At 67.9% G+C, this 22806-nt stretch carries 23 protein-coding genes; 5 read left to right on the forward strand and 18 right to left on the reverse strand.

All coding sequences use genetic code 11. The features are described from left to right. Positions 1 to 6 precede the first annotated feature (6 nt). The 9 genes from BKA25_RS06730 to BKA25_RS06770 all read right to left on the reverse strand — a co-directional run bounded on the left by BKA25_RS06730 (position 7) and on the right by BKA25_RS06770 (position 7042). On the reverse strand, positions 7 to 1578 hold the full coding sequence (locus BKA25_RS06730; RefSeq protein WP_172803847.1) for an alpha/beta fold hydrolase: 1572 nt from the start codon (positions 1576 to 1578) through the stop codon (positions 7 to 9). A 360-nt stretch (positions 1579 to 1938) separates the two neighbouring features. Beyond that, positions 1939 to 3060, reverse strand: coding sequence for an ATP-dependent DNA ligase (locus BKA25_RS06735; RefSeq protein WP_069851237.1), 1122 nt, complete (start codon positions 3058 to 3060; stop codon positions 1939 to 1941). A 75-nt stretch (positions 3061 to 3135) separates the two neighbouring features. Further along, the gene (locus tag BKA25_RS06740) at positions 3136 to 3750 is read right to left on the reverse strand and encodes a hypothetical protein (protein WP_069851235.1); all 615 of its coding nucleotides are present in this window, start codon (positions 3748 to 3750) and stop codon (positions 3136 to 3138) included. Continuing rightward, positions 3747 to 4283, reverse strand: a complete 537-nt coding sequence (locus BKA25_RS06745; protein WP_069851233.1) for a DUF6286 domain-containing protein — start codon at positions 4281 to 4283, stop codon at positions 3747 to 3749. The genes BKA25_RS06740 and BKA25_RS06745 overlap by 4 nt, the downstream gene beginning before the upstream one ends. 52 nt (positions 4284 to 4335) lie before the next feature. Next, positions 4336 to 4923: an Asp23/Gls24 family envelope stress response protein gene (locus BKA25_RS06750; protein ID WP_172803846.1), complete on the reverse strand. Its 588-nt coding sequence runs from the start codon at positions 4921 to 4923 to the stop codon at positions 4336 to 4338. Then, the gene (locus BKA25_RS06755; protein ID WP_069851231.1) at positions 4920 to 5105 is read right to left on the reverse strand and encodes a hypothetical protein; all 186 of its coding nucleotides are present in this window, start codon (positions 5103 to 5105) and stop codon (positions 4920 to 4922) included. The genes BKA25_RS06750 and BKA25_RS06755 overlap by 4 nt, the downstream gene beginning before the upstream one ends. A gap of 38 nt (positions 5106 to 5143) precedes the next feature. Then, entirely contained in the window at positions 5144 to 5449 is a 306-nt protein-coding gene (locus BKA25_RS06760; RefSeq protein WP_069851229.1) for a hypothetical protein, read from the reverse strand. After that, a complete protein-coding gene (locus tag BKA25_RS06765; protein WP_069853955.1) occupies positions 5446 to 5871 on the reverse strand; it encodes an Asp23/Gls24 family envelope stress response protein in 426 nt (141 codons plus the stop codon). The genes BKA25_RS06760 and BKA25_RS06765 overlap by 4 nt, the downstream gene beginning before the upstream one ends. Positions 5872 to 6271: 400 nt before the next feature. Then, entirely contained in the window at positions 6272 to 7042 is a 771-nt protein-coding gene (locus tag BKA25_RS06770; RefSeq protein WP_069851227.1) for a pyrimidine reductase family protein, read from the reverse strand. Positions 7043 to 7077: 35 nt separating this feature from the next. Here BKA25_RS06770 and zapE point away from each other — a divergent pair, with 35 nt between their 5' ends. Beyond that, positions 7078 to 8151, forward strand: coding sequence for a cell division protein ZapE (gene zapE / locus BKA25_RS06775; protein ID WP_069851225.1), 1074 nt, complete (start codon positions 7078 to 7080; stop codon positions 8149 to 8151). Between the two features lie 31 nt (positions 8152 to 8182). Here the strand turns inward: zapE and rocD are convergent, their stop codons facing one another. Continuing rightward, positions 8183 to 9442: an ornithine--oxo-acid transaminase gene (rocD, locus tag BKA25_RS06780; protein ID WP_069853954.1), complete on the reverse strand. Its 1260-nt coding sequence runs from the start codon at positions 9440 to 9442 to the stop codon at positions 8183 to 8185. 497 nt (positions 9443 to 9939) lie between these two features. Here rocD and BKA25_RS06785 point away from each other — a divergent pair, with 497 nt between their 5' ends. Next, positions 9940 to 10716, forward strand: coding sequence for an SGNH/GDSL hydrolase family protein (locus tag BKA25_RS06785; RefSeq protein WP_069851223.1), 777 nt, complete (start codon positions 9940 to 9942; stop codon positions 10714 to 10716). A 53-nt stretch (positions 10717 to 10769) separates the two neighbouring features. Here BKA25_RS06785 and BKA25_RS06790 read toward each other — a convergent pair whose 3' ends face one another. The 5 genes from BKA25_RS06790 to BKA25_RS06810 all read right to left on the reverse strand — a co-directional run bounded on the left by BKA25_RS06790 (position 10770) and on the right by BKA25_RS06810 (position 15245). Then, a complete protein-coding gene (locus tag BKA25_RS06790; protein WP_069851221.1) occupies positions 10770 to 11420 on the reverse strand; it encodes a helix-turn-helix transcriptional regulator in 651 nt (216 codons plus the stop codon). 180 nt (positions 11421 to 11600) lie between these two features. Continuing rightward, positions 11601 to 12404, reverse strand: coding sequence for a DUF427 domain-containing protein (locus tag BKA25_RS06795; RefSeq protein WP_069853953.1), 804 nt, complete (start codon positions 12402 to 12404; stop codon positions 11601 to 11603). Positions 12405 to 12463: 59 nt separating this feature from the next. Beyond that, on the reverse strand, positions 12464 to 12940 hold the full coding sequence (locus BKA25_RS06800) for a peroxiredoxin (protein ID WP_069851219.1): 477 nt from the start codon (positions 12938 to 12940) through the stop codon (positions 12464 to 12466). A 326-nt stretch (positions 12941 to 13266) separates the two neighbouring features. Then, positions 13267 to 14082: a sugar phosphate isomerase/epimerase family protein gene (locus BKA25_RS06805; RefSeq protein ID WP_069853952.1), complete on the reverse strand. Its 816-nt coding sequence runs from the start codon at positions 14080 to 14082 to the stop codon at positions 13267 to 13269. 5 nt (positions 14083 to 14087) lie between these two features. Then, the gene (locus BKA25_RS06810; protein ID WP_069851217.1) at positions 14088 to 15245 is read right to left on the reverse strand and encodes a dihydrodipicolinate synthase family protein; all 1158 of its coding nucleotides are present in this window, start codon (positions 15243 to 15245) and stop codon (positions 14088 to 14090) included. Between the two features lie 176 nt (positions 15246 to 15421). On the opposite strand from BKA25_RS06810, the gene BKA25_RS06815 reads away from it, so the two are divergent. Then, the gene (locus tag BKA25_RS06815) at positions 15422 to 16486 is read left to right on the forward strand and encodes a LacI family DNA-binding transcriptional regulator (RefSeq protein ID WP_069851215.1); all 1065 of its coding nucleotides are present in this window, start codon (positions 15422 to 15424) and stop codon (positions 16484 to 16486) included. A gap of 969 nt (positions 16487 to 17455) precedes the next feature. Here BKA25_RS06815 and BKA25_RS06820 read toward each other — a convergent pair. Then, positions 17456 to 17797 carry a histone-like nucleoid-structuring protein Lsr2 gene (locus tag BKA25_RS06820; protein ID WP_069851213.1) on the reverse strand — a complete coding sequence of 114 codons (342 nt, stop codon included), beginning with the start codon at positions 17795 to 17797 and terminating at the stop codon, positions 17456 to 17458. Positions 17798 to 18130: 333 nt separating this feature from the next. Here BKA25_RS06820 and BKA25_RS06825 point away from each other — a divergent pair, with 333 nt between their 5' ends. Beyond that, a complete protein-coding gene (locus BKA25_RS06825) occupies positions 18131 to 18622 on the forward strand; it encodes a histone-like nucleoid-structuring protein Lsr2 (RefSeq protein ID WP_069853951.1) in 492 nt (163 codons plus the stop codon). Between the two features lie 257 nt (positions 18623 to 18879). On the opposite strand, the gene BKA25_RS06830 is transcribed toward BKA25_RS06825, so the two are convergent. Then, the gene (locus BKA25_RS06830; protein WP_069851211.1) at positions 18880 to 19947 is read right to left on the reverse strand and encodes a LacI family DNA-binding transcriptional regulator; all 1068 of its coding nucleotides are present in this window, start codon (positions 19945 to 19947) and stop codon (positions 18880 to 18882) included. Between the two features lie 124 nt (positions 19948 to 20071). Continuing rightward, positions 20072 to 21166, reverse strand: coding sequence for an ABC transporter ATP-binding protein (locus BKA25_RS06835; protein WP_069846115.1), 1095 nt, complete (start codon positions 21164 to 21166; stop codon positions 20072 to 20074). 343 nt (positions 21167 to 21509) lie between these two features. Here BKA25_RS06835 and BKA25_RS06840 point away from each other — a divergent pair, with 343 nt between their 5' ends. Continuing rightward, positions 21510 to 22622: a Ppx/GppA phosphatase family protein gene (locus BKA25_RS06840; protein ID WP_069851209.1), complete on the forward strand. Its 1113-nt coding sequence runs from the start codon at positions 21510 to 21512 to the stop codon at positions 22620 to 22622. Positions 22623 to 22806 lie beyond the last annotated feature (184 nt).

Here is a 22806-nt window from a genome sequence, read left to right on the forward strand (position 1 = left end):
TGCCGGTCACGGCGGGCAGACGACCGTCTCGTCAGGCAGTGCGCCGTCGACGAGGTAGTCCTCGGCGATCTCCGTGGCGCAGGTCGAGGCACCGAGCGCTCCATGCCCGGCGCCCTGCCAGTCCACCAACACACTGCTCGACAGTGCCTCGGCTGCATTGGCGGTGCCCAGACCCGGGGTGACCGGGTCGAGGGCGGTGGCGATCACCGGGATCGGCGGCAGCGCGTCCGTGTCCGCGATCTCGGGTTCCTCGGCGGGAATGGGCCATGAACTGCACAGCATCAGCTGTTGCGCCATGATCCCGCCGAAATGGGCATGCCGACCGCTCCACTCGGTGACCAGCTCGGCCACCCGCGTCGGCGGAATCCGATCGCGTGTGTCGTTGCAACCGTTGATCAGCATGGCCTCGAAGCGTGCCTGGTCACCGTTGACCGAGCCCAACAGCGGGGCGACCAGTTCCAGGAGGCCGTCGCCCGAGCCGTCCCCGGCCTGAGCGATCCGGTCCGCCAATCCGGGCCAGGATGCCCGGTCACCGAGCCCGAGCAGGATGGCATTGATCGCCAATCCCTCGGTGAGCGGCGGCCCGTCGGTGATCAACGGCTGTTCGGCAAGACGGTCGAGTAGCTCGCGCAATGCCGCCGACGGGTCCGTTCCGAGCGGACAGTCCGGACGATTCGCGCACTCGGTCAGGAAGGCGTCCAACACCGCCTCTGCGGAGCGGGCCCGTTCCTCGGCGAGTCCGATCGCGTCGAGATTCGGATCCGGCGCGCCATCGAGGATCAGCCTGCCGACCGTCTCGGGAAACCGCTGGGCGTAGTTGGCCAACACCTGGGAGCCCTCGCCCCGACCGATGGCATGCAGCCGATCCAGGTCGAGTTCGGCCCGGAGCTGTTCGAGATCCCCAGCCGAACGGATTCCATCGAATGCCCTGGTCAGCTCGTCCAGGATGAGCGTGCATTCCTTCGCGGCGGTCTCGGTGGCGTTCTGCAGGCCGGCCAGCTCCTCGGGGGTGGCGGCCCGAGGGCTGTAGGACAGCGCGGTGGTGCGGTCGTCGGGCGGTACGCAGCTGGTGTCGAAGGAGCTTCCGGTGCCTCTTCGGTCCATTCCGATGATCGAGAAGGTCGACAACAGTTCGGGTGACAGTGTCTCGGCCAATCGCGCGGCGAACAGGGTGCCCGGCTCACCGGCCACGTCGTTGACCACCACCAGCGGGGTCGGCCCGTCACCGACCCGCATCAGATTCACCGGAGTCGAACCCATCCCGGGTAGCCCGGGGGCCTCCAGCGGCGCGACGAGTTGAGCGCAGTCATAGGTGGTGTCGGTAGGTCCGGTTCCGCCCATCCGCGCCCTGATCACCTCGGTGCAGTCCGCCCACTGGAGTCGGCTGCTCTGGGGAACCTGCAGATCGGGCACCGGCACCTCGACCTCGACGTCGGTATCGAAGCTCTCCTGCTCGGACTCGTCGAGCAACAGCGGCACGGGCGGCCGTTCGGATCCGCCGACCGTGCAGGAAGCCGAGGTGAGAAGCACGGCCATCGCGGTGCACACCACGGTGACCCACCGATTCGTTCGCGGCACGCGTTGCCTCCTTGCACTCTCGGATGTCGCTGTCGTATCGGTGTGACCGGCGGCGGGCGTCTCGACGGGGCTTGCGTCGGCCATCGTGGACGAGGCGGGCACACCCGCTCCGACGGCCGCTTTCGCGCCCCAGGCTACGCAGTCGGCGCTGTCGGGTTTCCCGGTGATCCAGCTCGATCGCCGTCACGGTCGGCCGTGCGCGTTCGATCCGACGAGGTCATGCCGCGTTCGACCGAGCGGCTACCCGGCGGACGTGTTCCCGACGCGGATCACCCGCCGTGCGCAGCTTGCCCGCTGCGAGGTGAGACGTGCATACGGTGCGCCGCGCTCTAGGTCTAGCGCGCCCGCAGACCGATGCGGTCAGGATCCCGGCTGCTGCCGGACCTCCCCGGCGAGTACGGCGTTCACGTCGTAGCGGACCGGCTCGTCCAACTGGTCGTACCGACACGTTGCCGGCTCGCGATCCGGCCGCCAGCGGCGGAACCGGGTGGTGTGTCGGAATCGGGCGGGCTCGGCCCCCTCGGTGTGGTCGTAGGCGACCTCGACCACGCGCTCCGGCCGCAGCGGCACCCATTGCGCGCTGCCCTTGCGCCACCGACTCTCCCCGCCAGGAACCCGCCGTCCGTCCGAGGCGTGCTCGCCGAGCCAGGGATGCTCCTCGGTGGCCTCGACACCGCCGTCGGAATCGCGGTCGATCCGGAGTCCGTCGAATTCCTCGGCCAGCGCTCGCCGTCTCGCCGCCGTGAAGGCGCCGACCACACCGACGTGGTGCAGCACCCGGTGGTCGTCGTACAACCCGAGCAACAGCGAACCCACCGCCGTACCGGGCGGTGTCTTGGCGTGCCAGCGCAGCCCGGCGACCACACAATCGGCGGTCCGCTCGTGCTTGATCTTGATCATGCTGCGGCGCCCTGGGGTGTAACCACCGTCCAGCAGCTTGCAGACCACGCCGTCCAGACCGGCGCCCTCGAACAGATCGAACCAGACCAGCGCCGTATCGGGATCGGTGGTCGCCGGGGTCAGTCGCAGCGCCGAGCCACCAACTCGGGCGTCGAAATCGACGAGCAGGTCGCGCCGCAGGCTCAAGGGCTCACCACGTAGGTCCCGGCTGCCGAGCGCCAGAATGTCGAAAGCGATGAACTCGGCGGGGGTGGCCTCGGCGAGCATGCGAACCCGGCTCTGAGCCGGATGGATTCGCTCACCGAGGGCGTCGAAATCCAACCGGCCCGCTCGGGCGACCACCAACTCGCCGTCGAGGACGACATCCTCGGGTAGCGCCTCGGCCAAGCGATCGAGGACCTCGGGGAAATACCGATTCAACGAGCGCCCGGTGCGGGACTGCAACAGGATCTCCTCACCCGCGCGGAACACCAGACAGCGGAAGCCGTCCCACTTGGGCTCGAACAGATAGTCGCCCACGGGGAGTTCCGAGGCCGGGCTCGCCAACATCGGCTCGATCGGCGAGGACAGTGGAAGCGCCATTCGGTCATGTTCTCGCGGCCCGCCGATGCCGGCATGTTGGAAACCGGCGTTTCCGCAGGCAGTCCGGCGTCGAGCTCAGCGAACCCGGCTCGCGCGGGCGGTGTCGAGTTCCAGATGCACCACCGAGGCCAGCGTGGTCAGCCCCAGCGAGTCGCGGGCCCGTACGAGGACCCGGTGTTCGAGGTCCGACCAGACGCCACGCACGTCGGTGCCCTCGCGCAGCGCCACCACGAGGCGCAGGGTCGGCCGTCGGCGCTCGCCGACCAACATCGCGCGAACCCGATGGACGCCGGGGATTCGCTCCGCATCCGAACGCACGGCCTCGGCGATGGCGGCCGAGGTGACCACCAGCCGATCGTGGTTGTCGTCGACGAAGGTGAGGTCGGGATGCTGTTGAGGCCGCAAGGCGACCAGCAGGCCGCCGATGCCGAGCGCCAGCAGGAGCACCCCGAGGGCGATGGCGGCCGAGATGGCGGCCGTCGGATGCGTCCGAAGCCACTCCAGCGCCAGCGGATCGGCGATGGGACGCTGCGCACGGAAAGCCCCGAACAGGCCTCGGCCCACGAGCAGCGCCGTGCCGCCCGCCACGAGGCCCATGACGCCCACGGCCGCCACCAGCCCGCGCTCCACCGTGGCCGATCGCACCCCAGAGGTGCTGCGCAGCCGTTGCGAGCGGCGGGCGCGGCTCATCGACGTGACCTGGGCGCCCGCAATGCCACCGAGACCCTCGGATACTCGCGCAGCGGGAGATCGGCCACTACGTCGCGGATGAGGAGCTGGAGCCGGGGCAACAGCTCGCCGTCCTCGTCATCGGAGCCGACGGCGCGCACCCGGATATGCCGATGGTCGGCGTTGACCCAGACATCCGAGACCCCGTCCTCGGCGCGCACCCGGCGCACGATCAGCCTGGCTATCGAGCGACCGGAGGTGGTGACCGAGACATCCGGGCCCGGATCGTGCAGGTGCAGCACCCGACGTCGCGCCATGATCGCCGCCACGCACAGCAACGCACCCACCCCGATCGCCAGCAGCGAGGCCAGGGTCGGCGTTCCAGCCGACCAGGAGAGTTCGCCGCCCAGATCGAGCCAGGCGCGCCACGGGACGATCAGCGGATCGGAGGCAGGGCGCAGCCGGGTCCAGCCGATCTCCAGCAGCAGTAGTGCTCCCATGATGGCGAGGACCAAGCCGATCAGGATGGCGAGCAGTCGGACGAGCAGTCGCATCGGCACACCTCTCGGCTCGGTCGAATGTGGATGCTCGACGGGTGCGGTTCGCTCAGCGGACGCGACGGGTCTCCGGGCGCAGTCCGGACACGACGACCTCGACCGACAGCACCGAGATCCCGGTGATCCGACCGACCTCGGCGACCACCCGCTCGCGCACCTGCCAGGCGGCGGCGCGAATGTCGCAGGGATAGCGCAGGGTCACCTCGAGTCGGACCCGCAGGCCGGCCGCCGTCGCGGGATCGGTCCAGGTTCGAACCAGTACCCGTCGTCCGCCGTGCTGCCGATCGGTCAACACCTCGGGGACCTGTTCGGCGGCGCACCTGGCCACGGTGCGCACGACGCCGGGGGCGATGGTGAGCGTGCCCGCCTCCGAGGTCGTCGACGGTCGTGGGCGCCCGCCTGCCTCGACCAGTGCCGTCGTGCCGACGGGCCGCGACTCCTGCGGCGGGGCGGTCTGCTCCTCGCGGCGGCCTCGATCATCGGGTCGGGACCGGTTTCGTCTGCGGTCCAACCGGGATCGTCGTGCACCGGTGGACTTCGTCGAGTCCGTGCCGGTCTCCGTCGCCGGCGCGGTGGAGGTGATGGTCCCGGCCGCAGGCCGGGGGAGCCTGCCCTCGTGGTCGGCGACGGTGCTCAACGGTCCGCACCCCGATCCCGGCCGAGAAGTCCGGTGAGATCCAGTTCGCCCTCCAGCGCCCGGCCGACTCCCAGTCCGATCACCCCGACGACCAGACAGATCACGAATGCGGAGAACCCGCCGAGGGAACCGGCCAAACCGAGGGCGAGTCCGGTGATCAGACCGGCTTGCGTGGTGGTCATAACGAGCCTCCTGGGGAATCTGGGCCGACTCGGCCCGCTCATCGGACGCGGGAGGGCCTGCCGCCGCCGGTGCCGGGTCCGCGGATCAGCTGCAGCAACCGGGTGAGCAGACCGACGCGACGGCGGAAGACGATCGGGCCGTCGAAACGGTTCGTGGAGTGGGTCTGCCCATTGCCGGACCCGATCGGCCCTGGTCCGAGTTCCGCGTGACGCCGGGCGTCCTGCAGTTCGCGTAGCCCCTCGGCGAATCGTGCGGGATCACCACCGAGGTCGGGATGGTGTCGGCGGACGAAGGCTCGCAGGGCCGCGCGTTCCTCGGCGCCGATCCGCCTGTCGCCGGTCATTCGACTCGGGGAGCGGCGGGCTCGGGCCGGTCCTCTTCCGGCAGCCGGATGTCGTTCACCGCGATGTTGACCTCGATGACCTCCAGCCCGGTCATCCGCTCGACGGCCGTGGTGACGTTACGACGCACCGCTCTGGCCAGCTCCGCGATCGAGACGCCGTATTCGACGATGACGTCCAGGTCCACGGCGGCCTGGCGCTCGCCGACCTCCACCTGGACTCCTGCGGTGGCCGACGTGCCTCCGCCGGGGATGCGTTCCCGAATGGCGCCGAAGGCGCGGGAGACACCGCCGCCCATCGCGGCCACCCCGGTGATCTCCCTGGCCGCGATGCCCGCGACCTTCTGCACCACGGCGGGCGAGATGCTGGTCTTGCCCGGCCCGCGCTCCGAGGTTCCCCAGGCCTGGGCCGAACCGCTCGGCAGGCTCGTGTCGACGGCGCCCGGCTCGCCGGTGTCGGTCGTCGGGATGCCCTGAATGATGGTGGCCCCTCGGATCGTCGTGCCGCCCAGCGCCGCCCGGTCGTTGCCCTGTCCGTTGCCCGCTGCCAGCCCGTTGCTCTGTGTCACGGCGGTGGTCCCTTTCCTCGCGACCATGCCCGCCGTCGAGTGGGCCCGACGTCGGTGAGCGCGAGTCGGCTCTGCCGATGCCGGGGGAGACGGGCCTGTCCGCCCCGTGGTGCCCGCTCGCGGACCGGCCTACCGACTCCCCACACCATCGGGTGGCGCCGGTCTCACCCGTTCTGGTCGTCGCGTGCGACTCGGCCCCGGGCGGCGATCCGCAGGCGTGGCCGAGTGTGGCTTGGGCCCCTTCAGACGCGATCGATCAGTCGAGATCCCTGACATGCCGGAGGAAGAGCTGCCCGTCGGCATGCAGTACCGAGCGCAGCGTCATCGACCTCGGTGGGGCCACCGGGGGAGCCGCCGCCGAGATCCGGGGGGCCGCGCCGCCCTCCAACAGCGGCGCCATGGTGAGGCAGAGTTCATCCACCAGATCGGCCTCGATCAGCGAGCCCAACAACCGGGGCCCGCCTTCGCAGCAGATGCGGCGCAGCTCTCGCCGGTCCAGTTCGGCGCGCAGCTCGGACAGGTCGACGGTGTCGGTCCCGACGACCACGACGTCGGCGCCCGCCTCGGTCAGTGCCGCCCGCCGGGCCCAGGGCGCGGCGGAGGTGGTGAACACGATGGTCTGCGCGGTGGCCTGACCGATCAGCGGGCTCGCGGGGTCGATGTCGCCGCTGGCCGTCACCACCGCGATCGGCGGTAGTGGGCTTAGTCTCAGTCGGGCGCGTCGGTTGGCTCGGACCTCCCGGGGGCGCACCCCCTGATAGCCCTCCGTGATCGCCGTGCCCGCGCCGACCAGGATCACGTCGGACAGGTCGCGCAGCAGGGCCAGTATCCGCCGGTCGGCAGGGCTGGACAGTGCCCGCGACCTGCCGTCACCTGCACTGACAGCGCCATCGAGACTGCTCACGAAGTTGACCCGCAACCAGGGCCGGTCCAGTGGTTCCGGGTAGGCGTAGGCCGCCTCGACCTCGAGTTCGGTCAAGGCCTCCTCGGTACCGGCGGCGGGGGTGCTGGGGAAGAGACGCTGCACGATTCCATCCTGGTGCGAGGTTTAGGCTCAGGGGTATGCCCGCCATCCATCTGACCGACCGTGCTCCCGAGGTCGGCGCGGACGAGCTGGTGGCGGCGATGTGTCCGCCCCCGAGATTCGACGGCGTCCGATTCGATACCTACCTGCCCGACCCGGCGCAGCCGAGCCAGTCGGCGGCGTTGGCCTCGTGCCGGGAGTTCGCCGGTCGGATCGGTACCGCGCCCGCACGACGGTCGTGGTGGCGATCGTTGACCGGTGGTGAACGCAAGCCCGCAGGCAAGCCAGGACTGTATCTCGACGGTGTCTTCGGCGTCGGCAAGACCCACTTGCTCGCCGCGATCTGGCATGCGGTTCCGGCGCCGAAGGCCTTCGGCACCTTCGTTGAACTCACCCACCTGGTCGGTGCGCTGGGCTTCGCCGAGACGGTCCGGCGGCTGTCGGGCTACCGGTTGCTGGCGATCGACGAGTTCGAGCTGGACGATCCGGGGGACACCATGCTGGTCACCCGGTTGATCGCCGAGCTGACCTCGGCGGGCGTGTGCGTCGCGGCGACGTCGAACACCCTGCCGGATCGACTCGGCGAAGGCCGGTTCGCCGCCGGCGACTTCCTTCGCGAGATCCACGCGATGGCCGAGCGCTTCGAGATCGTGCGGGTCGACGGAGCCGATTACCGACATCGCGGGCTGCCCGACGCGCCCGATCCGGTCTCGGACGCCGAACTGCTGGCGCGAGCCTCGGCCGCGCCCGGCGCGAGCTACGACGACTTCGACGCGTTGTGCGCACACCTCGGCACGCTGCATCCCTCGCGTTACGGCAAGTTGGTCGAGGGCGTGAGCATCGTGCACCTGCGTGGGGTCCGACCGGCCACCGGGCAGGACGTCGCCCTGCGGTTGGTGTCCTTCGCCGACCGGCTCTATGACCGCGCGGTGCCGGTGGTGGTCTCCGGAACGCCGGTCTCGAAGCTGTTCACCGAGGAGATGCTGCGCGGTGGTTACCGCAAGAAGTACCTCCGGGCGATCAGCCGGTTGATCTCGCTGTCGCGGGTCTCGACGGACCTCGACGCCGAGGACGTCTCTCCGGCGCCCGCCTCGCCGCTGCGACCGGCCTGACCCCGGTTGGGCAGACCGGTCGCCTGCGACCTCAGCCTGCGAGGACCTCGCCGATCGCGTCGATACCGGAATCCAACTCCGCCTCGGTGATCACCAGCGGCGGAGCGATGCGCAAGGTCGTGTCCTGGGTTTCCTTGCACAGCACGCCTCGATCGAGCAGTGCGGCGGTGGCCTCCCGCCCGGTCGGGCCCTCGGGAGCGATCTCCACCCCCGCCCACAGCCCGCGCCCTCGGACCGAGGTGACACCGTGGCCGATCAGTTCGGCCAGGCGTCGGTGCAGATGGTCGCCCAGTTCCCTGGAGCGCTGTTGGAACTCGCCGGTGGCCAGCAATCGGATGACCGCCCGCCCGACGGCGCAGGCCAACGGGTTGCCGCCGAAGGTCGAACCGTGCTCGCCGGGGCGAAGGACTCCGAGGACCTCTCGACTGCCGACCACGGCCGAGACCGGCACGATTCCGCCGCCCAAGGCCTTGCCGAGGGTGTAGAGATCGGCTCGCACGCCATCGGCGGCGCTGGCCAGCAGCTCACCCGTCCTGGCAAGCCCGGACTGGATCTCATCGGCGATCAGCAACACCTGGTTGGCATCGCAGAGCGCGCGAAGCTCCGCCAGGTAGCCCGCTGGGGGGACCACCACACCGGCCTCGCCCTGGATCGGTTCCACGAGCACGGCGGCGGTGCGGTCGGTGATCGCCTCGCCGACGGCCTGCGCCGAGCCGTAGTCCACCACGACGAAACCCGGGGTGAACGGACCGAAGTCGGCCCGTGCGGTCGGGTCGGTGGAGAAGGAGACGATGGTGGTCGTGCGGCCGTGGAAGTTCGATCCGGCGACGATGATCTCGGCTCGGCCGTCGGGAACCCCCTTGACCTGGTAGGCCCATTTCCTGGCCACCTTGATGGCTGATTCCACGGCCTCGGCGCCGGAATTCATCGGCAGCACCAGTTCCGTCTCGGTGAGCTCGGCCAGTTCCCGGCAGAACAGGCCGAGCTGATCGTGATGGAAGGCCCGGCTCGTCAGCGTCACCCTGCCCAGTTGCTCGACGGCCGCCGCGACGAGATCCGGATGCCGATGGCCGAAGTTCAGTGCCGAGTAGCCCGCGAGCAGATCGAGGTAGCGCCTGCCGTGCACGTCGGTGACCCATGCGCCCGCCGCGTCGGCGATGACCACCGGAAGCGGATGGTAGTTGTGCGTACTCCACTGCTCGTCGAGTGCGATGTACTCGTTCGCCGACAGCGGCCCGACCGTCCCGTCGCTCGCCGATGCCGTGATCGCATTCCTGGTGCTCGCCGTCATGGCCATCAGGCTAGAGGCACTCCACCGTCATTTCAGTGGGCGGATCCGGCTTATCGGCTGCGATTCATTGCGCGTAACAGAGCCGAGGCGGCGGTTTATTGTGATGGACTCTCGTGTTCCGGGAGCCGGCGGACCGCCGTGAATCCGCGCGCGGGTCGATGTCGAGATTCGATCTTCGGCGGCGGTGATCGGTGCAGTCCGGCCCTCTCGCGGTGATCGACACGCGATGAACGCGGCTCGGAATCTCTCAGCCTTTCCGACGAGAGCCTGGTCGGGTAGCGGCCATCCGGGGGTCGAATTATTGCGGTGGAGTTACGCATCGTCGCGGAATCCACTGTGTATCCCCGCTCTGCCGAGTGGATCTTCGGCCAGATGGTCATACCTGGCAACGGAAACTTCCTCCCCGAATGCACGCATGGTACGTAGTGATCTCACGTACTTACTGGGAGGTAACTGTGCGCCCTGCCCGCATAGCCTGCGCATTCGCCGGAACATTGATGGCCCTCACCCTCGGCGCACCGGCCGCCTTGGCCGACTCGGACCCCGTCGACTACGTCGCCCTCGGCGATTCCTATGCCTCCGGCACGGGAATCGGCAACTATCACCCGGATAGTGGGGGCTGCCAACGCAGTCCGGGCGCCTACCCAGAGCTATGGGCGGCCGCCAACGACGTCTCCTCCTTCACGTTCGCGGCCTGCTCCGGCGCGGTCACCGATGACGTGCTCGCCAACCAGCTCGGCGGGCTCAACGCCGACACCGACCTGGTGAGCCTGTCCATCGGCGGCAACGACGCGGGATTCGTCGAGGTCATCAGCACCTGCACGCTCCTGACCACCGAGGCCTGCCAGTCGGCGGTCAACCGGGCGAACACCTTCATCGAGACCGAGCTGCCCACCAAGCTGGACAACACCTACGGGGCCATCGGCGCGGCCGCCCCCAACGCCCAGGTCGTCGTGCTCGGCTACCCGAGGCTCTACGAACTCGGCGGCAACTGCGTCATCTCCGAGACCAAGCGGACGATGCTGAACGAGACCGCCGACCTGCTCTCCGACGTCACCGCCGCCCGGGTCAGCGCGGCCGGATACTCCTATGTCGACGTACGCGACACCTTCGCGGGCCGGGGAGTCTGCTCCGCCAGCCCGTGGATCAACGGCATCTACTGGCCGATCGGTGAGTCCTTCCACCCCAACGCCGCAGGCCACACCAACGCCTACCTGCCCGCGTTCAGCGCGGCGGCGCCGACCTCCTCCACCGCCGTCCTCGCGGCGGGCTGAGTAGCCCGACCGCGAGCAGCGAACCCTGATCACCCTCGCCGAGGACTTCCGCGCTAGACCTCGGCGAGGGTGATCAGTCCATCCTGCAGGGCTCGCGCCAGCAGGTCGGCCTTCGTGGAGGCGGTCCGGCCCGCGTGCTCGTACTTGAACCGGATGCGTTCGAGGTAGGAACTCACCGTCCTGGCGGAGAGCCCGAGTTCCTCGGCCACCGTGGACTTGGACGGGCAACGCAGCCAGGTGCGCAGCACATCGACCTCGCGGGGCGACAGCAGCGGTGGCGGCGGGGATGGCAGCGGCGTCGCATTCGAGCCACGAGCAGCCAGCCGCGTCGCATTCACCAGTTGGCTCCTGGTCACTCGGCGGGGCAGGCACCGCACCGCGCCCGAACCGGCCTCGTTCCACGGCCAGTTACCCGCATGGAGCAGGACCTGCCGACCGGATTGGGTCAGCTTGCGTACCTGCGCGGCCCGCATCACCGGGTCGCCCTGCTGGACGCCGTACAACACCACCTCGGCATCCAAGCCGGGGCGAGTCCACGCGACGGCGGGATCCGCCCCACCGGCGACCACCGAGATCCAGGGACTGGCCAGTTGGTACCAGGCGGCGAAACCCGCGCTCACCGCAGGCTCGTCATGGACGATCACCACGGTGATGACAGCACTCTTGTTGACCACACTCTTGTTGACCACGGCAGTCTCGGACATGCACGCCTCCCAGCCCTAGCACCTCCAGGCCACCGCTTCCATGCGTCTCCCCCGAGGCGGTAGCCGAATCCGGCAGCGCACCGGATATGTCGACGATGCTAGGAAGCGACGGTTAATAAATGGCTGGTGCTGTGTGGTCGCGGGTACAGGACGAGTTCGGCTGCACCGCCGGAAATCGGTTCAGTCCTGCACGGTCACCGAGACCGAATGCCCGTCGAAGCTCAGGTGGCCCGCGACCGCACCGGCCTCGGGCAGCGGCTCCGGAATGCTCCAGGCGATGTCCTCGATGTTGTCGATCCCCTCCGGGGTTCCCTTGAGGTGGTAGTACACCGAGGCGCCCTTGTACGGGCACCGCGACGTGGCATCCGAGGGCGTGAGCAGCTCGACGGCGACGTCGTCGACGGGCAGGTACCAGCGCACCGGCAAGCCGGTCTCGAAGAGCGCCACGGCATTCCGGCTGTCGCCGACCACCGTCCCATCGATCCGGACGATCACCCGCCTGCCGGAACGACGGGTGTCGACGCGGTGGAAGGGGTCACGCGGATGGCCCACCAGCCGCTCGTCCTCCTCGAACCAGGCATCCATCCGTTCCTGATAGAACGCCACCAGCCCCCGGAGATCGGGGGAGCCCGGCAGCGGCTCCGGATACGACCAGGCGGCATCGTGGACCGTCCGACCATTGAGGCTCAGATGCCAGTACCGGGCGTCGCCCTTGTAGGGGCAATGCGTGCGGCTGTCGCTCTCGATGAGAACGCCGGGGCGGACATCGGCCAACGGCAGGTACCACTGCGGGAGCAACCGGGTCTCGTGCACCATCGTGGCGCGCACGGTGTCCACGATGATCTCGCCCGCGAACTCGCCGCGGATTCGGCGATCCAGGCCGTACAGGTAGATCACGCTGGCGGGCGCGGCCGCAGCCAGATCGAAGTTCAAGGTGCCCGCGAGCGGCTTCGCGAATGGCCCGTTGCCCATGGTCAGTGACATGGATCGACGATAGTGTCCGGCCGGGGGTTTCGTCAGGACGAAACCCATCGGGAATGCGCTCAGGTCTCGGTGGCCTCGGTATCGCGGTTGCGAGTCCGCAACGCCTCCAATGCCTTGTCGGCATGCACCGACATCCGAACCTCGCTCTTGATCACGGCGAGCACCCGTCGGTCCGTGTCGATGACGAAGGTATGCCGCTTGATGTCCAACGGACCGAAGCGGCGGCGAACTCCGAAGAGCCGGGCGACCTCCCCGTCGGCATCCGACAGCAGCGGATAGTCGAAGGTGTGTTTGGCGGTGAACTCCTGTTGCCTGCTCACCGAGTCGCCGCTGATGCCGACCCGGACCGCGCCCTGCGCACCGAACTCCGCCGCGAGATCACGGAAGTGACAGGCCTCGGCGGTGCAGCCGACCGACATCGCGGCGGGGTAGAAGAACAGCACCACCGGGCCGGACTCCAGTAACCCCGTCAGACTCCGGGGATTGTCCTGCTCGTCGGGAAGAGTGAAATCGGGGACGACGTCTCCGGTCTGCACCAGCGCACTCGCTTCCGGTCGGTGGTGGCGGGCGGCGGACGTCGTCGGCGCCGATACGTTGCGTACCGACGGCGATCGCCGAGGCCCTCGCGGTGCAGGCTCGCCTGCAAATCACTCGCGCGATCTCATCGCGTTTCCCGCCTGCGGATCGGCGAACCTGCGCCCCGCATCGTAGACCGATCAAGGAACCATCGGTAGGGCACGCCCCAAATCGTCACCCGAATGGGAGTCCGACGCGAAGCGGAATCCGGAATGTCGATCGCGTGCCGTGATGACCGAGACCGTCGGACGTCATCGCCCGACGCCCGACGGTCGTACCCGGTCTTTCAGTGGACATGCTCCAGATAACGCGCCGCGGTCAATTCCGCGATCTCGGCGGGATCGGTGTTCCAGATCGTCTCGTTGAAGATCTCGACCTCGATCGGCCCGGTGTACCCGGCGGCATCGACGGCCCGACGCATCCGACGAAGCTCGATGCAGCCGTCGCCCATCATTCCCCGGCCGAGCAACACGCCCTCGGGCAGCGGCGTGATCCAATCGCACACCTGGAATGCCGAGATCCGACCGGCGGCCCGCTCGATCGCGCGGTAGACATTCGGGTCCCACCAGATGTGATAGGTGTCCACGACGACCCCGACCTGCTCGGCGGGGAAGTGCATCGCAAGGTCGAGCGCCTGATCGAGAGTGGCGACGACGCACCGATCCGAGCAGAACATCGGATGCAGCGGTTCGATCGCCAAGCGGACGCCGCGCTCACCCGCATACGGCGCCAATTCGGCCAGGGAGTCCAGCACCAGCGCGCGAGCGCCGTCGATGTCTTGGCTCCCGGCGGGCAGCCCGCCGGAGACCAGCACCAGCTCCGGGACACCGAGTTCGGCACATTCGTCGATCGCGGCCCGATTGTCGGCGAGATCCTTGATGCGTTGATCGGAATCGGGCGAGGTGAAGAATCCGCCTCGGCACATCGAGGTCGGGACCAGGTCGGTCTCGCGCAGCAACGCGGCCGTCTTGCGTAAACCGTATTCGGCCACCGGTTCGCGCCATAACCCGATACCGGGTATCTCCGCCCGCAGACAGGCCGCCACGGCACCGGGCAGATCCGCGTATTTGACGGTCGCCTGGTTGAGGCTCAATCGGCTCAGATCGCTCACTGCGTCACCCCTGCCATCTCGAGGAACAGCCGCATTCGTTGCTCGGCCAACGCGGCATCGGGCAGCAGCCCCGCCTCATCGGCCAGCCGGTACAGCTGCGCCAGGTGCGCGACCGACCGTGCGCTCTCCAGGCCGCCCACCATCCGGAAGTGCTCCTGATGTCCGGACAGCCAGGCGAGGAAGACGATCCCGGTCTTGTAGTAGTAGGTGGGCGTGCCGAAGATGTGCCGGGCCAACGGCACCGTGGGCGCCAGAATCCGGTCGTAGGCGGCGGTGTCTCCGACGTCCAACGAGCGCACCGCGGCCGAAGCGGCCGGGGCGATCGCATCGAAGATACCCAGCAGCGCGTCGCTGTGGCCCTGCTCGTCGCCCTTGATCAGCTCGGGATAGTGGAAATCGTCCCCGGTGTAGCACCGGACACCGTCGGGAAGTCTGCGGCGCACCCCGATCTCGCGGTCGGCGTCCAACAGGGACATCTTGACGCCGTCGACCTTGTCGGCGTGATTCTTGATCACGTCGAGGAAGACCTCGGTGGCCAGATCCAGGTCCGTCGACCCCCAGTACCCGGTCAACGCCGGGTCGAACATCGGGCCGAGCCAATGCAGGATGGCGGGCGAATCGAGCTGCCCGAGCAGCGTCGAGTAGACCTGGTGATAGTCCTCGGGGCCCTTGGCGATGGCGGCCAGTCGTCGACTCGCCATCAGGATCACCGTGGCGCCCGCGTCCTGCACGACGGCGGCCTGCTCGGTGTAACCGGCGATGACCTCGTCGATGCTCGTGACGTCGTCGGCGAGCTGGTCGGTACCCGCTCCGCAGGCCAACAGCCCGTCGACGGCCTTGGCCTCTGCTCCGCTGCGCCGAATCAGCTCGGCGGCGGTGGCCCAGTCCAGCCCCATGCCTCGCTGCGCGGTGTCCATCGCGTCGGCGACGCCCAGGCCGTGCGCCCACAGATGGCGCCGGAAGGCCATGGTGGCCTCCCAATCGGGTCGGGCGGGTTGGCCGGGTGTGTTGTCGGCGAGCGGGTCGGCCACCACGTGCGCGGCGGCATAGAGCACCCGACTCGTCGGGCTCGGACCCTTGGCATCGAGCGCGCCGCTCTCGCGGGGTCGGTAATCGAGGAACTCGCCGGTCGAGGTGGGCAGCTTCAAAGTCACAGGGTCAGCTCCATGTCCACGTTCGCAAGGCGCCCGCTCGAGACCCTTGCGCAAGAAGGCCCGAGACGAGACAGTAGAAAGCGCTTACTGTAACCGTAAACTAAGCGCGCCAGTACGCGCTGTCAATAGCCGTGCCCCGTGTGACGAGGGCACTGGTTCGTGATCGGAGGTCGAGCGTGGCGCCGACGTTGGTCGATGTCGCAGCCAGAGCCGGGGTGTCCACCGCCACGGTCTCCAGGGTGCTCAATGGCAACTACCCGGTCTCACCGGCAACCAAGGCCAGGGTGCTCAGCGCACTCCAGGAACTCGACTATGTGGTCAACGGGCCTGCCAGAGCACTGGCGGCGGCGTCCTCCGACATGCTCGGCGTGATCGTCAACGACGTCTCCGACCCGTTCTTCGGCATCCTCTCCAGCGGAATCCAATGGGAGGCGGGCGGCGCCGAACTGCTCGCGGTGATCTGCAATACCGCGGGCTCACCCGCCGACGAGCTGAAGTACATGCAGTTGTTGTTGCGGCAGCGGGCCAGGGCCATCGTCCTGACGGGCGGTGGGCGGGAGGACCCGGTGCACGCCGAGCGGGTCGCGCAGCTCATCCGCCAGTGTCACGAACGCGGCGCCCGCGTCGTCTTCTGTGGACGGCAGGCGCCCCCGGACAGCGAGGCCGTCAGCATCCTGTTCGACAACCGGGGCGGTGCGCGTGCTCTGACCCGGCACCTGTTGGCCATGGGACATCGACGGATCGCCTACGTGGCCGGACCCGACGTGAACACGACGACCAGTTCTCGTGCTGCGGGCCACCAGGACGCGTTGTCCGCTGCCGGACTCGATCCGGCGGAGAGCGTGATCCTGCGCGGCGACTTCTCCAGGGCATCCGGATTCGCCGCAGGCATGGAGCTGGCCCGCCGCTCGGTGGACTGCACGGCCGTGGTCGCGGCCAACGACCTCACCGCGTTGGGTGTGATGGCCGCGCTGCGGGAACAGGGCGTTCGGGTCCCCGAGGACGTCTCGGTCGCGGGCTTCGACGATCTGCCCGCCGCGATCGACGCGGCGCCTGCACTGAGCACGGTGCGACTGCCGTTGCGGGAGGCGGCGGCGAGAGCGGGCCGCCTCGCCATCGGAGCGGAGGACATGCCGGGCCCCGATGGCCTGATCTGGTTGTCCTCGGAATTGATCGTCCGTGATTCGGTGGGCACACCGGGACGCGGACTGGTCTGGGCGTTGGCGAAGACGGGACGCTGAGTCCGCGCCGTCGCTCCGATACCCGCCCCGGGACCGGTGGACTGTCCGCGACGCCGCCGCAGCGGCCCTGCGCGCCGTCCACCGTTCTCGGGTCCCATCGCACCGGGATCATCCGGCGAGGCGCTTGTGGGACGAATCAGCCCCGTTTACCCGTCGGGTTGCTTTGTCCGGCGACCGACTGCGTCGATAGTCGCCCGGATGCGGAGATTTCTCCGCTAGCGCGGTGTTGTGGCCGAGACCGCAGATGGCACGCAGGCCACAGTGGAATTGGAGTACGCATCGGCACAGTTGTGACCGACATCCGTTATGCGCCGTCTGTGAGAGACCCAACTCGCTCCGTTGCAGTGCGAGTTCGCATCCGGCGGTACTGCTTCGACGGATCTCCTGTGCATGCTCATGTTCGTTTCAGTCATGAAGGCGGCCGGTTCGGTGGATCGGTTCCGATCAGAAGGACTTGTTCGGCACCGGGCAAACAACCGTCGGCCGGACGATATTCCCGAGGCTCGCACGGCGGGAGATCACGCCAAGCGCGTTGCGGATTTCACAATCACCATCGGCCACTGGCCATCGCGGTGGGTAGGCAATACGTACCCGATAGCGATCTCGCCTTGCCGACGAAACCGGGCTTGTGTGCTGAAGCACAAAGTCTGCCCGAGACAGTGAACCGGTCACGGAGTCCAGTTCTGAACTCGTGGGCGCCCGCCGCAATGAAGATCGGCTTTTCGCGTCTGCTTTGTGTCGCCGCACCCGCCCGCCAATTGGTTACTCGTCTTGGAGTAACGATGCGGGCGGGCGTCAGGTCGCCCATTACCCATGACCAGGTGCATCTAGCCGATGTCGGTTCGCCCGTTTGATCGGTACGCGATCTGTGTGGGGCCTTCGACATGGGTCTTACTCGCCCGCGTCCCGGCACTGGTGCTGGGGTGAGTGTCCTACTGGTGCCGGGACGGGCGATGCTCGAATCTTGGTTCAGCTCTGCTTGTCGTATGCCTCGATGACCTCGGCCGGGATACGGCCGCGGTCGGAAACCTTGAGGCCCTGAGTCCTGGCCCACTCCCGAATGGCCTGGTTGCGCTCCCGGTCGGCCTGCCCGGAAGGGGCGCCTGCGACTCGGCCACGACCCGGACGCTTACGGCCGCCAGTGCGCCGCGCGTTGTCCATGAACGGAGTCAAAGTTTCGCGGAGTTTGTCGGCGTTGGGGGTCGAGAGGTCGATCTCGAACTCCATGCCGTCTAGTCCGAACTTAACCGTCTGCTCTGCGACGGTGCCGTCGATGTCATCGAGTAGTTGGACGGTGACCTTCTGCGCCACGGGGGCTCCTCAATTTCTTCGTCTGACATTCGGATGCCTATGCGTTGACCGTGAGGTCCGCGCGCGTCAAGGTATCCCACTGGACGACAATCATAAACATGGTCGGGTGGCGATGTCGCTTCACCGCTTGTCTAAGCCGCTAACGGGGCCGCTATCGGGCGTGTGGTGCTTGACGCACGTCGTAGGTATAGGTCGTCGAGGTGGGCATAGTTGCGCTCGGCTCAGCGTGGCGACCGCGGTTTCGGTGGCCTCCGTCGATTAGGTTAGAATCAGGGACGTCGCCGCAGGTCGTAAGCGGCGGCTACGCGGTACCACGGGAAAGACTAGGTGATCATGGCCGAGCGTGTCTGCGTCGAACTGGTTGACGACCTCGACGGAGAGCCTGCCCAGCACACGGTGCAGTTCGCCTTGGACGGGGTTAACTATGAAATCGACCTCTCCGATCGCAACGCTACTTCGCTGCGCGAACTGTTGGCTCCTTATATCACGCACGGTCGTCCGGTCTCGAAGGGTATCGAGGAAGCGGACCCCGTTCACGAACGGGTGGAGCGCAAGAAGGCCACCGACCAGATCCGTGCGGTCGCCCAGCGTTCGAAGGAACAGCACCGTGCTCGTCTAGAGGCCGCTGCCGCCGCCAGGGAGGCCGAAGTGCGCCGGGTGGCCGAGGAGCGTGCCGCCGCTCGGGGTGAGATTCCGCTGGACGTCTCCGCATTGAACCTCGAGGCCGCCCCGAAGGCCGACGAGCCGCAGGAGCAGAAGTCGAAGCCCGAGGAGACGGGCAAGCCTTCGGTGTCGCTCCCACACTTCAGCTCCGCCAATCATTAGAAGGCAGCACTCGCGTCGGGGCCGCCTCGTTCGGCCCGACGCCGCCTGTGCGGTGGTTCGCCTATCGGTGGAATCGCCACGTCCGTGAGCGGCCTGCCGCGTGGCCATCGACCGCTCTTCCGTCGCCGCCGTTCTTCACACAGGCGCGCTGGCGGGCCGTCGGTATCCCGAACCGAACAGTTTTCGGTCGCAAGATTTATCGGGGCTCGCCCGCCAGTGGTGAGTTCTATCGTCGAATTCCCATCCTGCGAGATCGATTAATCGTTGATCTTCGGCGAATGGGAGTTCTGCTTGGCCCTCGGCGTGCTGGCGCGGATGACGACCTCGCCACGCACCCTCCGGGTTCGTGGCTCGGCGGGATCCGGGTCGAGTACCAGACCCACCGCCATCGTTCCGAGTTCCTCCAGCGGCACTCGCACCGTGGTCAGGGCGGGCGTCACGTCGCGCAGCGTCGCGATGTCGTCGAATCCCGCCACCGCCATCTCCTGCGGTAGTTCGCGTCCGAGATCGCGCAGCGCCGCCATCGCGCCGACGGCCATGACATCGTTTACCGCGAACACGCATTCGATGTCGTCCCGGCGGGCGAGCAGTTCCCGCAGCGCGTGGTAGCCGCCGTCCCGGGTGAAGTCGCCGTGCACCACCAGTTGTTCCGGTAGTTCGCCGCCCCGGTCGGCCAGCCCGTCGCGGAAGCCCGCGAGGCGATCGCGGGCCGTCATCAGATTCTCCGGTCCCCCGAGTACGCCGAAGCGTCGGTAACCGCCGTCATACAGGGCCAGGGCGAGGGAACGCGCACCCTCACGGTTCTCCAGGGTGATCGTGTCGACCTCGATGTGGCGCTGGCTGATCATCGCGACCCGGCCACCCGCCGCTTGGAAGCGGGCCAACTCGTCGGCCAGCCGATCCGCCAGCGCCTGATCGGTGACCCGGCTGCCCGCCAGCACCACGGCCTGGGCACGCTGCGCTCGCAGCGCGGCGACGTACTCGACCTCGCGCTCCGGCCTGCGCAGCGTGCTGGCCATGGTGACGATCAGCCCGTTGTCCTCGGCATGACGCATCACACCCGCGGAGATCGAGGAGAAATAGGGATCGGCGATGTCGTGCACGACGAGACCGACCACATTGGTGTGACCCCGAGCCATTGCCTGCGCCTGCGCATTGGGCGCGTAGTTCAGCGCAGCAGCCGCAGTCATCACGCGGACCCGCAGATCTTCCCTGACCTTGCGCGGGCTGCCGTTGAGCACCCGCGACGCGGTCGCCAGTGAGACGTCGGCGGCTCGTGCCACGTCGACCAGCGTTGCGATGCCGGTCGATGGCTGATCGAACATCGAGACTCCTGCCGTGGCCGACCCAGCGCCGATCACCAGCCCTGTCCAGGCAGGGGTATGCGCTTTTCATTCGCAAGCCTAGGCATGCGTATCTGGATGGGTCAAGCCACGGCCAGCGCCCCACTCAGTTGGTGGTGATGCGTTGTCCGGTTTCGGGGTGGAAGAGGTGGGTGTGGTGGGGGGTGGTGAGGGTGGCGGTGATGGTTTGGCCGATGGTGGGTGGGTTGTGGGCGTCGGCGCGGACGATGAAGCGTTCGGGGGTGTCGGTGTTGGTGGTGGTGGCGTAGACGTAGGCGTCGGCGCCGAGTTCTTCGACGAGGTCGACGGTGAGTCCGATGCCGGGTTGGTTGTTGGTGGTGAGGGTGAGGTTCTCGGGGCGGATGCCGAGGGTGATGGTGGTGGTGTTGAGGGTTTTCTGGGTTTCGGGGGTGAGGGGGATGGTGAGGCCGTCGAGTTGGGCGCCTTGGGGGGTGAGGGTGGCGGTTTTGAGGTTCATGGCGGGGGAGCCCATGAAGCCGGCGACGAAGGCGTTGGTGGGGGTGTCGTAGAGGGCGCGGGGGGTGTCGCATTGTTGGAGGAGTCCGTCTTTGAGGACGGCGACGCGGTGGCCCATGGTCATGGCCTCGACTTGGTCGTGGGTGACGTAGATGGTGGTGGTGTCGAGGCGTTGTTGGAGGGCGGCGATGTTGGCGCGGGTTTCGACGCGGAGTTTGGCGTCGAGGTTGGAGAGGGGTTCGTCCATGAGGAAGACGGAGGGTTCGCGGACGATGGCGCGGCCCATGGCGACGCGTTGGCGTTGTCCGCCGGAGAGGGCTTTGGGTTTGCGGTCGAGGTAGTTGGTGAGGTCGAGCATGCGGGCGGCTTCGTCGACCTTGGTTTTGATCTGGTCTTTGGGGGTGCGGCGGAGTTTGAGGGCGAAGCCCATGTTCTCGGCGACGGTCATGTGGGGGTAGAGGGCGTAGGACTGGAAGACCATGGCGATGTCGCGGCCCTTGGGTGGGGTGTGGGTGACGTCGCGGCCGCCGATGTGGATGGCGCCTTCGTCGATGTCCTCGAGTCCGGCGAGCATGCGTAGGGCGGTGGATTTCCCGGACCCGGAGGGGCCGACCAGGACGAGGAACTCGCCGTCGGCGACCTCGAGATCGAGTTGGTCCACGGCCTTGACCGGTGGGGTTCCGGTGAACACCCGAGAAGCACCCCTGTAAGCCACATCGGCCATCGCGATTCTCCTTAGTCGGCGAGTTGATCTTCCTGGAGCGCCCTGATCATGACCTCGGGCCAGAAAGCGCTTACGACCGTAGGAGTGCCTTGCATCACTGTCAATGAAGGTTGGCCGAGGCTGGCCATCGGTGTTGGACCCGGCAAATGGGAGGGCTCACCGCCACGGAGTCGGACCGGGCACACTCGCTGGTGATCTTCTGGGTTCGGTCCCCACCGCCGCGAGCTCAAAAACCATGAAAATTACTCACTGTAGCGGAGAAGGGGAACTGTGGCTACCTTGGGTAGTCGACATGGAGGAGTGTGTTGACGACGATGTCCTATCCCCCCGATAACGGTGCGCGATGAAGATCGCCGTACTCGATGTCGGTTCGGTCGCCGCGAAGCTAGAGATGGTGGACTGCCGTCCCGGCGTGCCCCTCACGATGACCAGGGCGATCAGGGTCAGCACCCGCCTGGCTGAACACACCACCCGCAGCGGCGAGATCCTGCCGCCCGGCATCGAACGGGTCGCCGAAGCGGTGCGGCGGTGCGTGCTGGCCGCCGCCGAGGGTCGGGCGACCGCCTTGCTGGCGTACGCGACCTCGGCGGTGCGCGACGCGGTGAACCAAGAGGTCGCGATCGAGTCCATCCGGGCGCAGAGCGGCATCGACCTGGCCTTCCTGCGCCCCGAGGACGAGGCGCGGCTCTCCTACTTCGCGGCCCGGCGTTGGTATGGCTGGTCATACGATCAATTGGCATTGATCGACATCGGCGGCGGCACGATGGAGGTGGCCCTGGGCGTAGGTGAGGAACCGAGCCTCGCCGCCTCGCTGCCCCTGGGGGCGGCGCGACTGACCAGGGAGTTCCTCTCCGGTGCGCCCTCGTCGATACAACTGCAATCGTTGACCGCCCATGTGCGGGAGGCACTCGAGCGGGCACTGCGCGGCCCGCGCCGCAGGCTCGACGGGCGTACCAGGTTCGTCGGCGGCTCCAAGATCCTCACCCAGCTGTACCGACTGGCGTCCGGCGCCGGGGGCGACGACACGCCTCGCCCGCTGCTGCGCTCCGACCTGCAACGCTGGATTCCGCCGCTCGCCCGACTGGAACCCCGACACCGGGCGGTGCTGCCCGGCGTCTCGTCCTCGCGATCGGCGCAGATCCTGGCGGGTGCGGTCGTCGCCGAGGCCGCGATGGAACTGTTGGGCAGCGAGGGCATCGACATCTGTCCGTGGGGCCTGCGAGACGCCATTTTGTTGCGGCTGGCCGATGCCTACCGACTGGTGCCCGACCTGCTGGAACAGTGGGTCGGCGACGACGAGCTGGTCCGGGTGCTCGGCGTGCACCTGCCCGTGGTTGCTCCGGCGGTCATCGGCGCTCCCCGCGAATCACTGGAGTCCGGCGCAACCATCTCGTCGATCTCTGCGCTTCCTGCGCCCGATCGGGACAGCCGTGTCTCGAAAGACCAGCGGTGGTGATCGGGTGAGATCGGGCGACGGCATCGCCGGTCGGCCTACCGAAATCGAATATCGATAAACCGGCGTCCCGGCTATTGCCGGGACGCACCTCATGGTTCTGGCAATGTCCGCCGGAGCGGGCTCCCGCGAACATCGACAATCACCTACTTAGTCGATCCCTCGATAAACAGTGGGCGAGTCAGCT

The sequence above is a fragment of the Actinoalloteichus hymeniacidonis genome, from assembly GCF_014203365.1.
Classification (GTDB): domain Bacteria; phylum Actinomycetota; class Actinomycetes; order Mycobacteriales; family Pseudonocardiaceae; genus Actinoalloteichus_A; species Actinoalloteichus_A hymeniacidonis.

What these genes read in the sequence shown, in the direction of transcription:
- BKA25_RS06735 (WP_069851237.1), bottom strand. Translation starts at nt 3,060, where the DNA reads ATGGCGCTTCCACTGTCCTCGCCGATCGAGCCGATGTTGGCGAGCCCG.
- BKA25_RS06740 (WP_069851235.1), bottom strand. Translation starts at nt 3,750, where the DNA reads ATGAGCCGCGCCCGCCGCTCGCAACGGCTGCGCAGCACCTCTGGGGTG.
- BKA25_RS06745 (WP_069851233.1), bottom strand. Translation starts at nt 4,283, where the DNA reads ATGCGACTGCTCGTCCGACTGCTCGCCATCCTGATCGGCTTGGTCCTC.
- BKA25_RS06755 (WP_069851231.1), bottom strand. Translation starts at nt 5,105, where the DNA reads ATGACCACCACGCAAGCCGGTCTGATCACCGGACTCGCCCTCGGTTTG.
- BKA25_RS06760 (WP_069851229.1), bottom strand. Translation starts at nt 5,449, where the DNA reads ATGACCGGCGACAGGCGGATCGGCGCCGAGGAACGCGCGGCCCTGCGA.
- zapE (WP_069851225.1), top strand. Translation starts at nt 7,078, where the DNA reads ATGCCCGCCATCCATCTGACCGACCGTGCTCCCGAGGTCGGCGCGGAC.
- rocD (WP_069853954.1), bottom strand. Translation starts at nt 9,442, where the DNA reads ATGACGGCGAGCACCAGGAATGCGATCACGGCATCGGCGAGCGACGGG.
- BKA25_RS06785 (WP_069851223.1), top strand. Translation starts at nt 9,940, where the DNA reads ATGGCCCTCACCCTCGGCGCACCGGCCGCCTTGGCCGACTCGGACCCC.
- BKA25_RS06790 (WP_069851221.1), bottom strand. Translation starts at nt 11,420, where the DNA reads ATGTCCGAGACTGCCGTGGTCAACAAGAGTGTGGTCAACAAGAGTGCT.
- BKA25_RS06795 (WP_069853953.1), bottom strand. Translation starts at nt 12,404, where the DNA reads ATGTCACTGACCATGGGCAACGGGCCATTCGCGAAGCCGCTCGCGGGC.
- BKA25_RS06825 (WP_069853951.1), top strand. Translation starts at nt 18,131, where the DNA reads ATGGCCGAGCGTGTCTGCGTCGAACTGGTTGACGACCTCGACGGAGAG.
- BKA25_RS06830 (WP_069851211.1), bottom strand. Translation starts at nt 19,947, where the DNA reads ATGTTCGATCAGCCATCGACCGGCATCGCAACGCTGGTCGACGTGGCA.
- BKA25_RS06835 (WP_069846115.1), bottom strand. Translation starts at nt 21,166, where the DNA reads ATGGCCGATGTGGCTTACAGGGGTGCTTCTCGGGTGTTCACCGGAACC.
- BKA25_RS06840 (WP_069851209.1), top strand. Translation starts at nt 21,510, where the DNA reads ATGAAGATCGCCGTACTCGATGTCGGTTCGGTCGCCGCGAAGCTAGAG.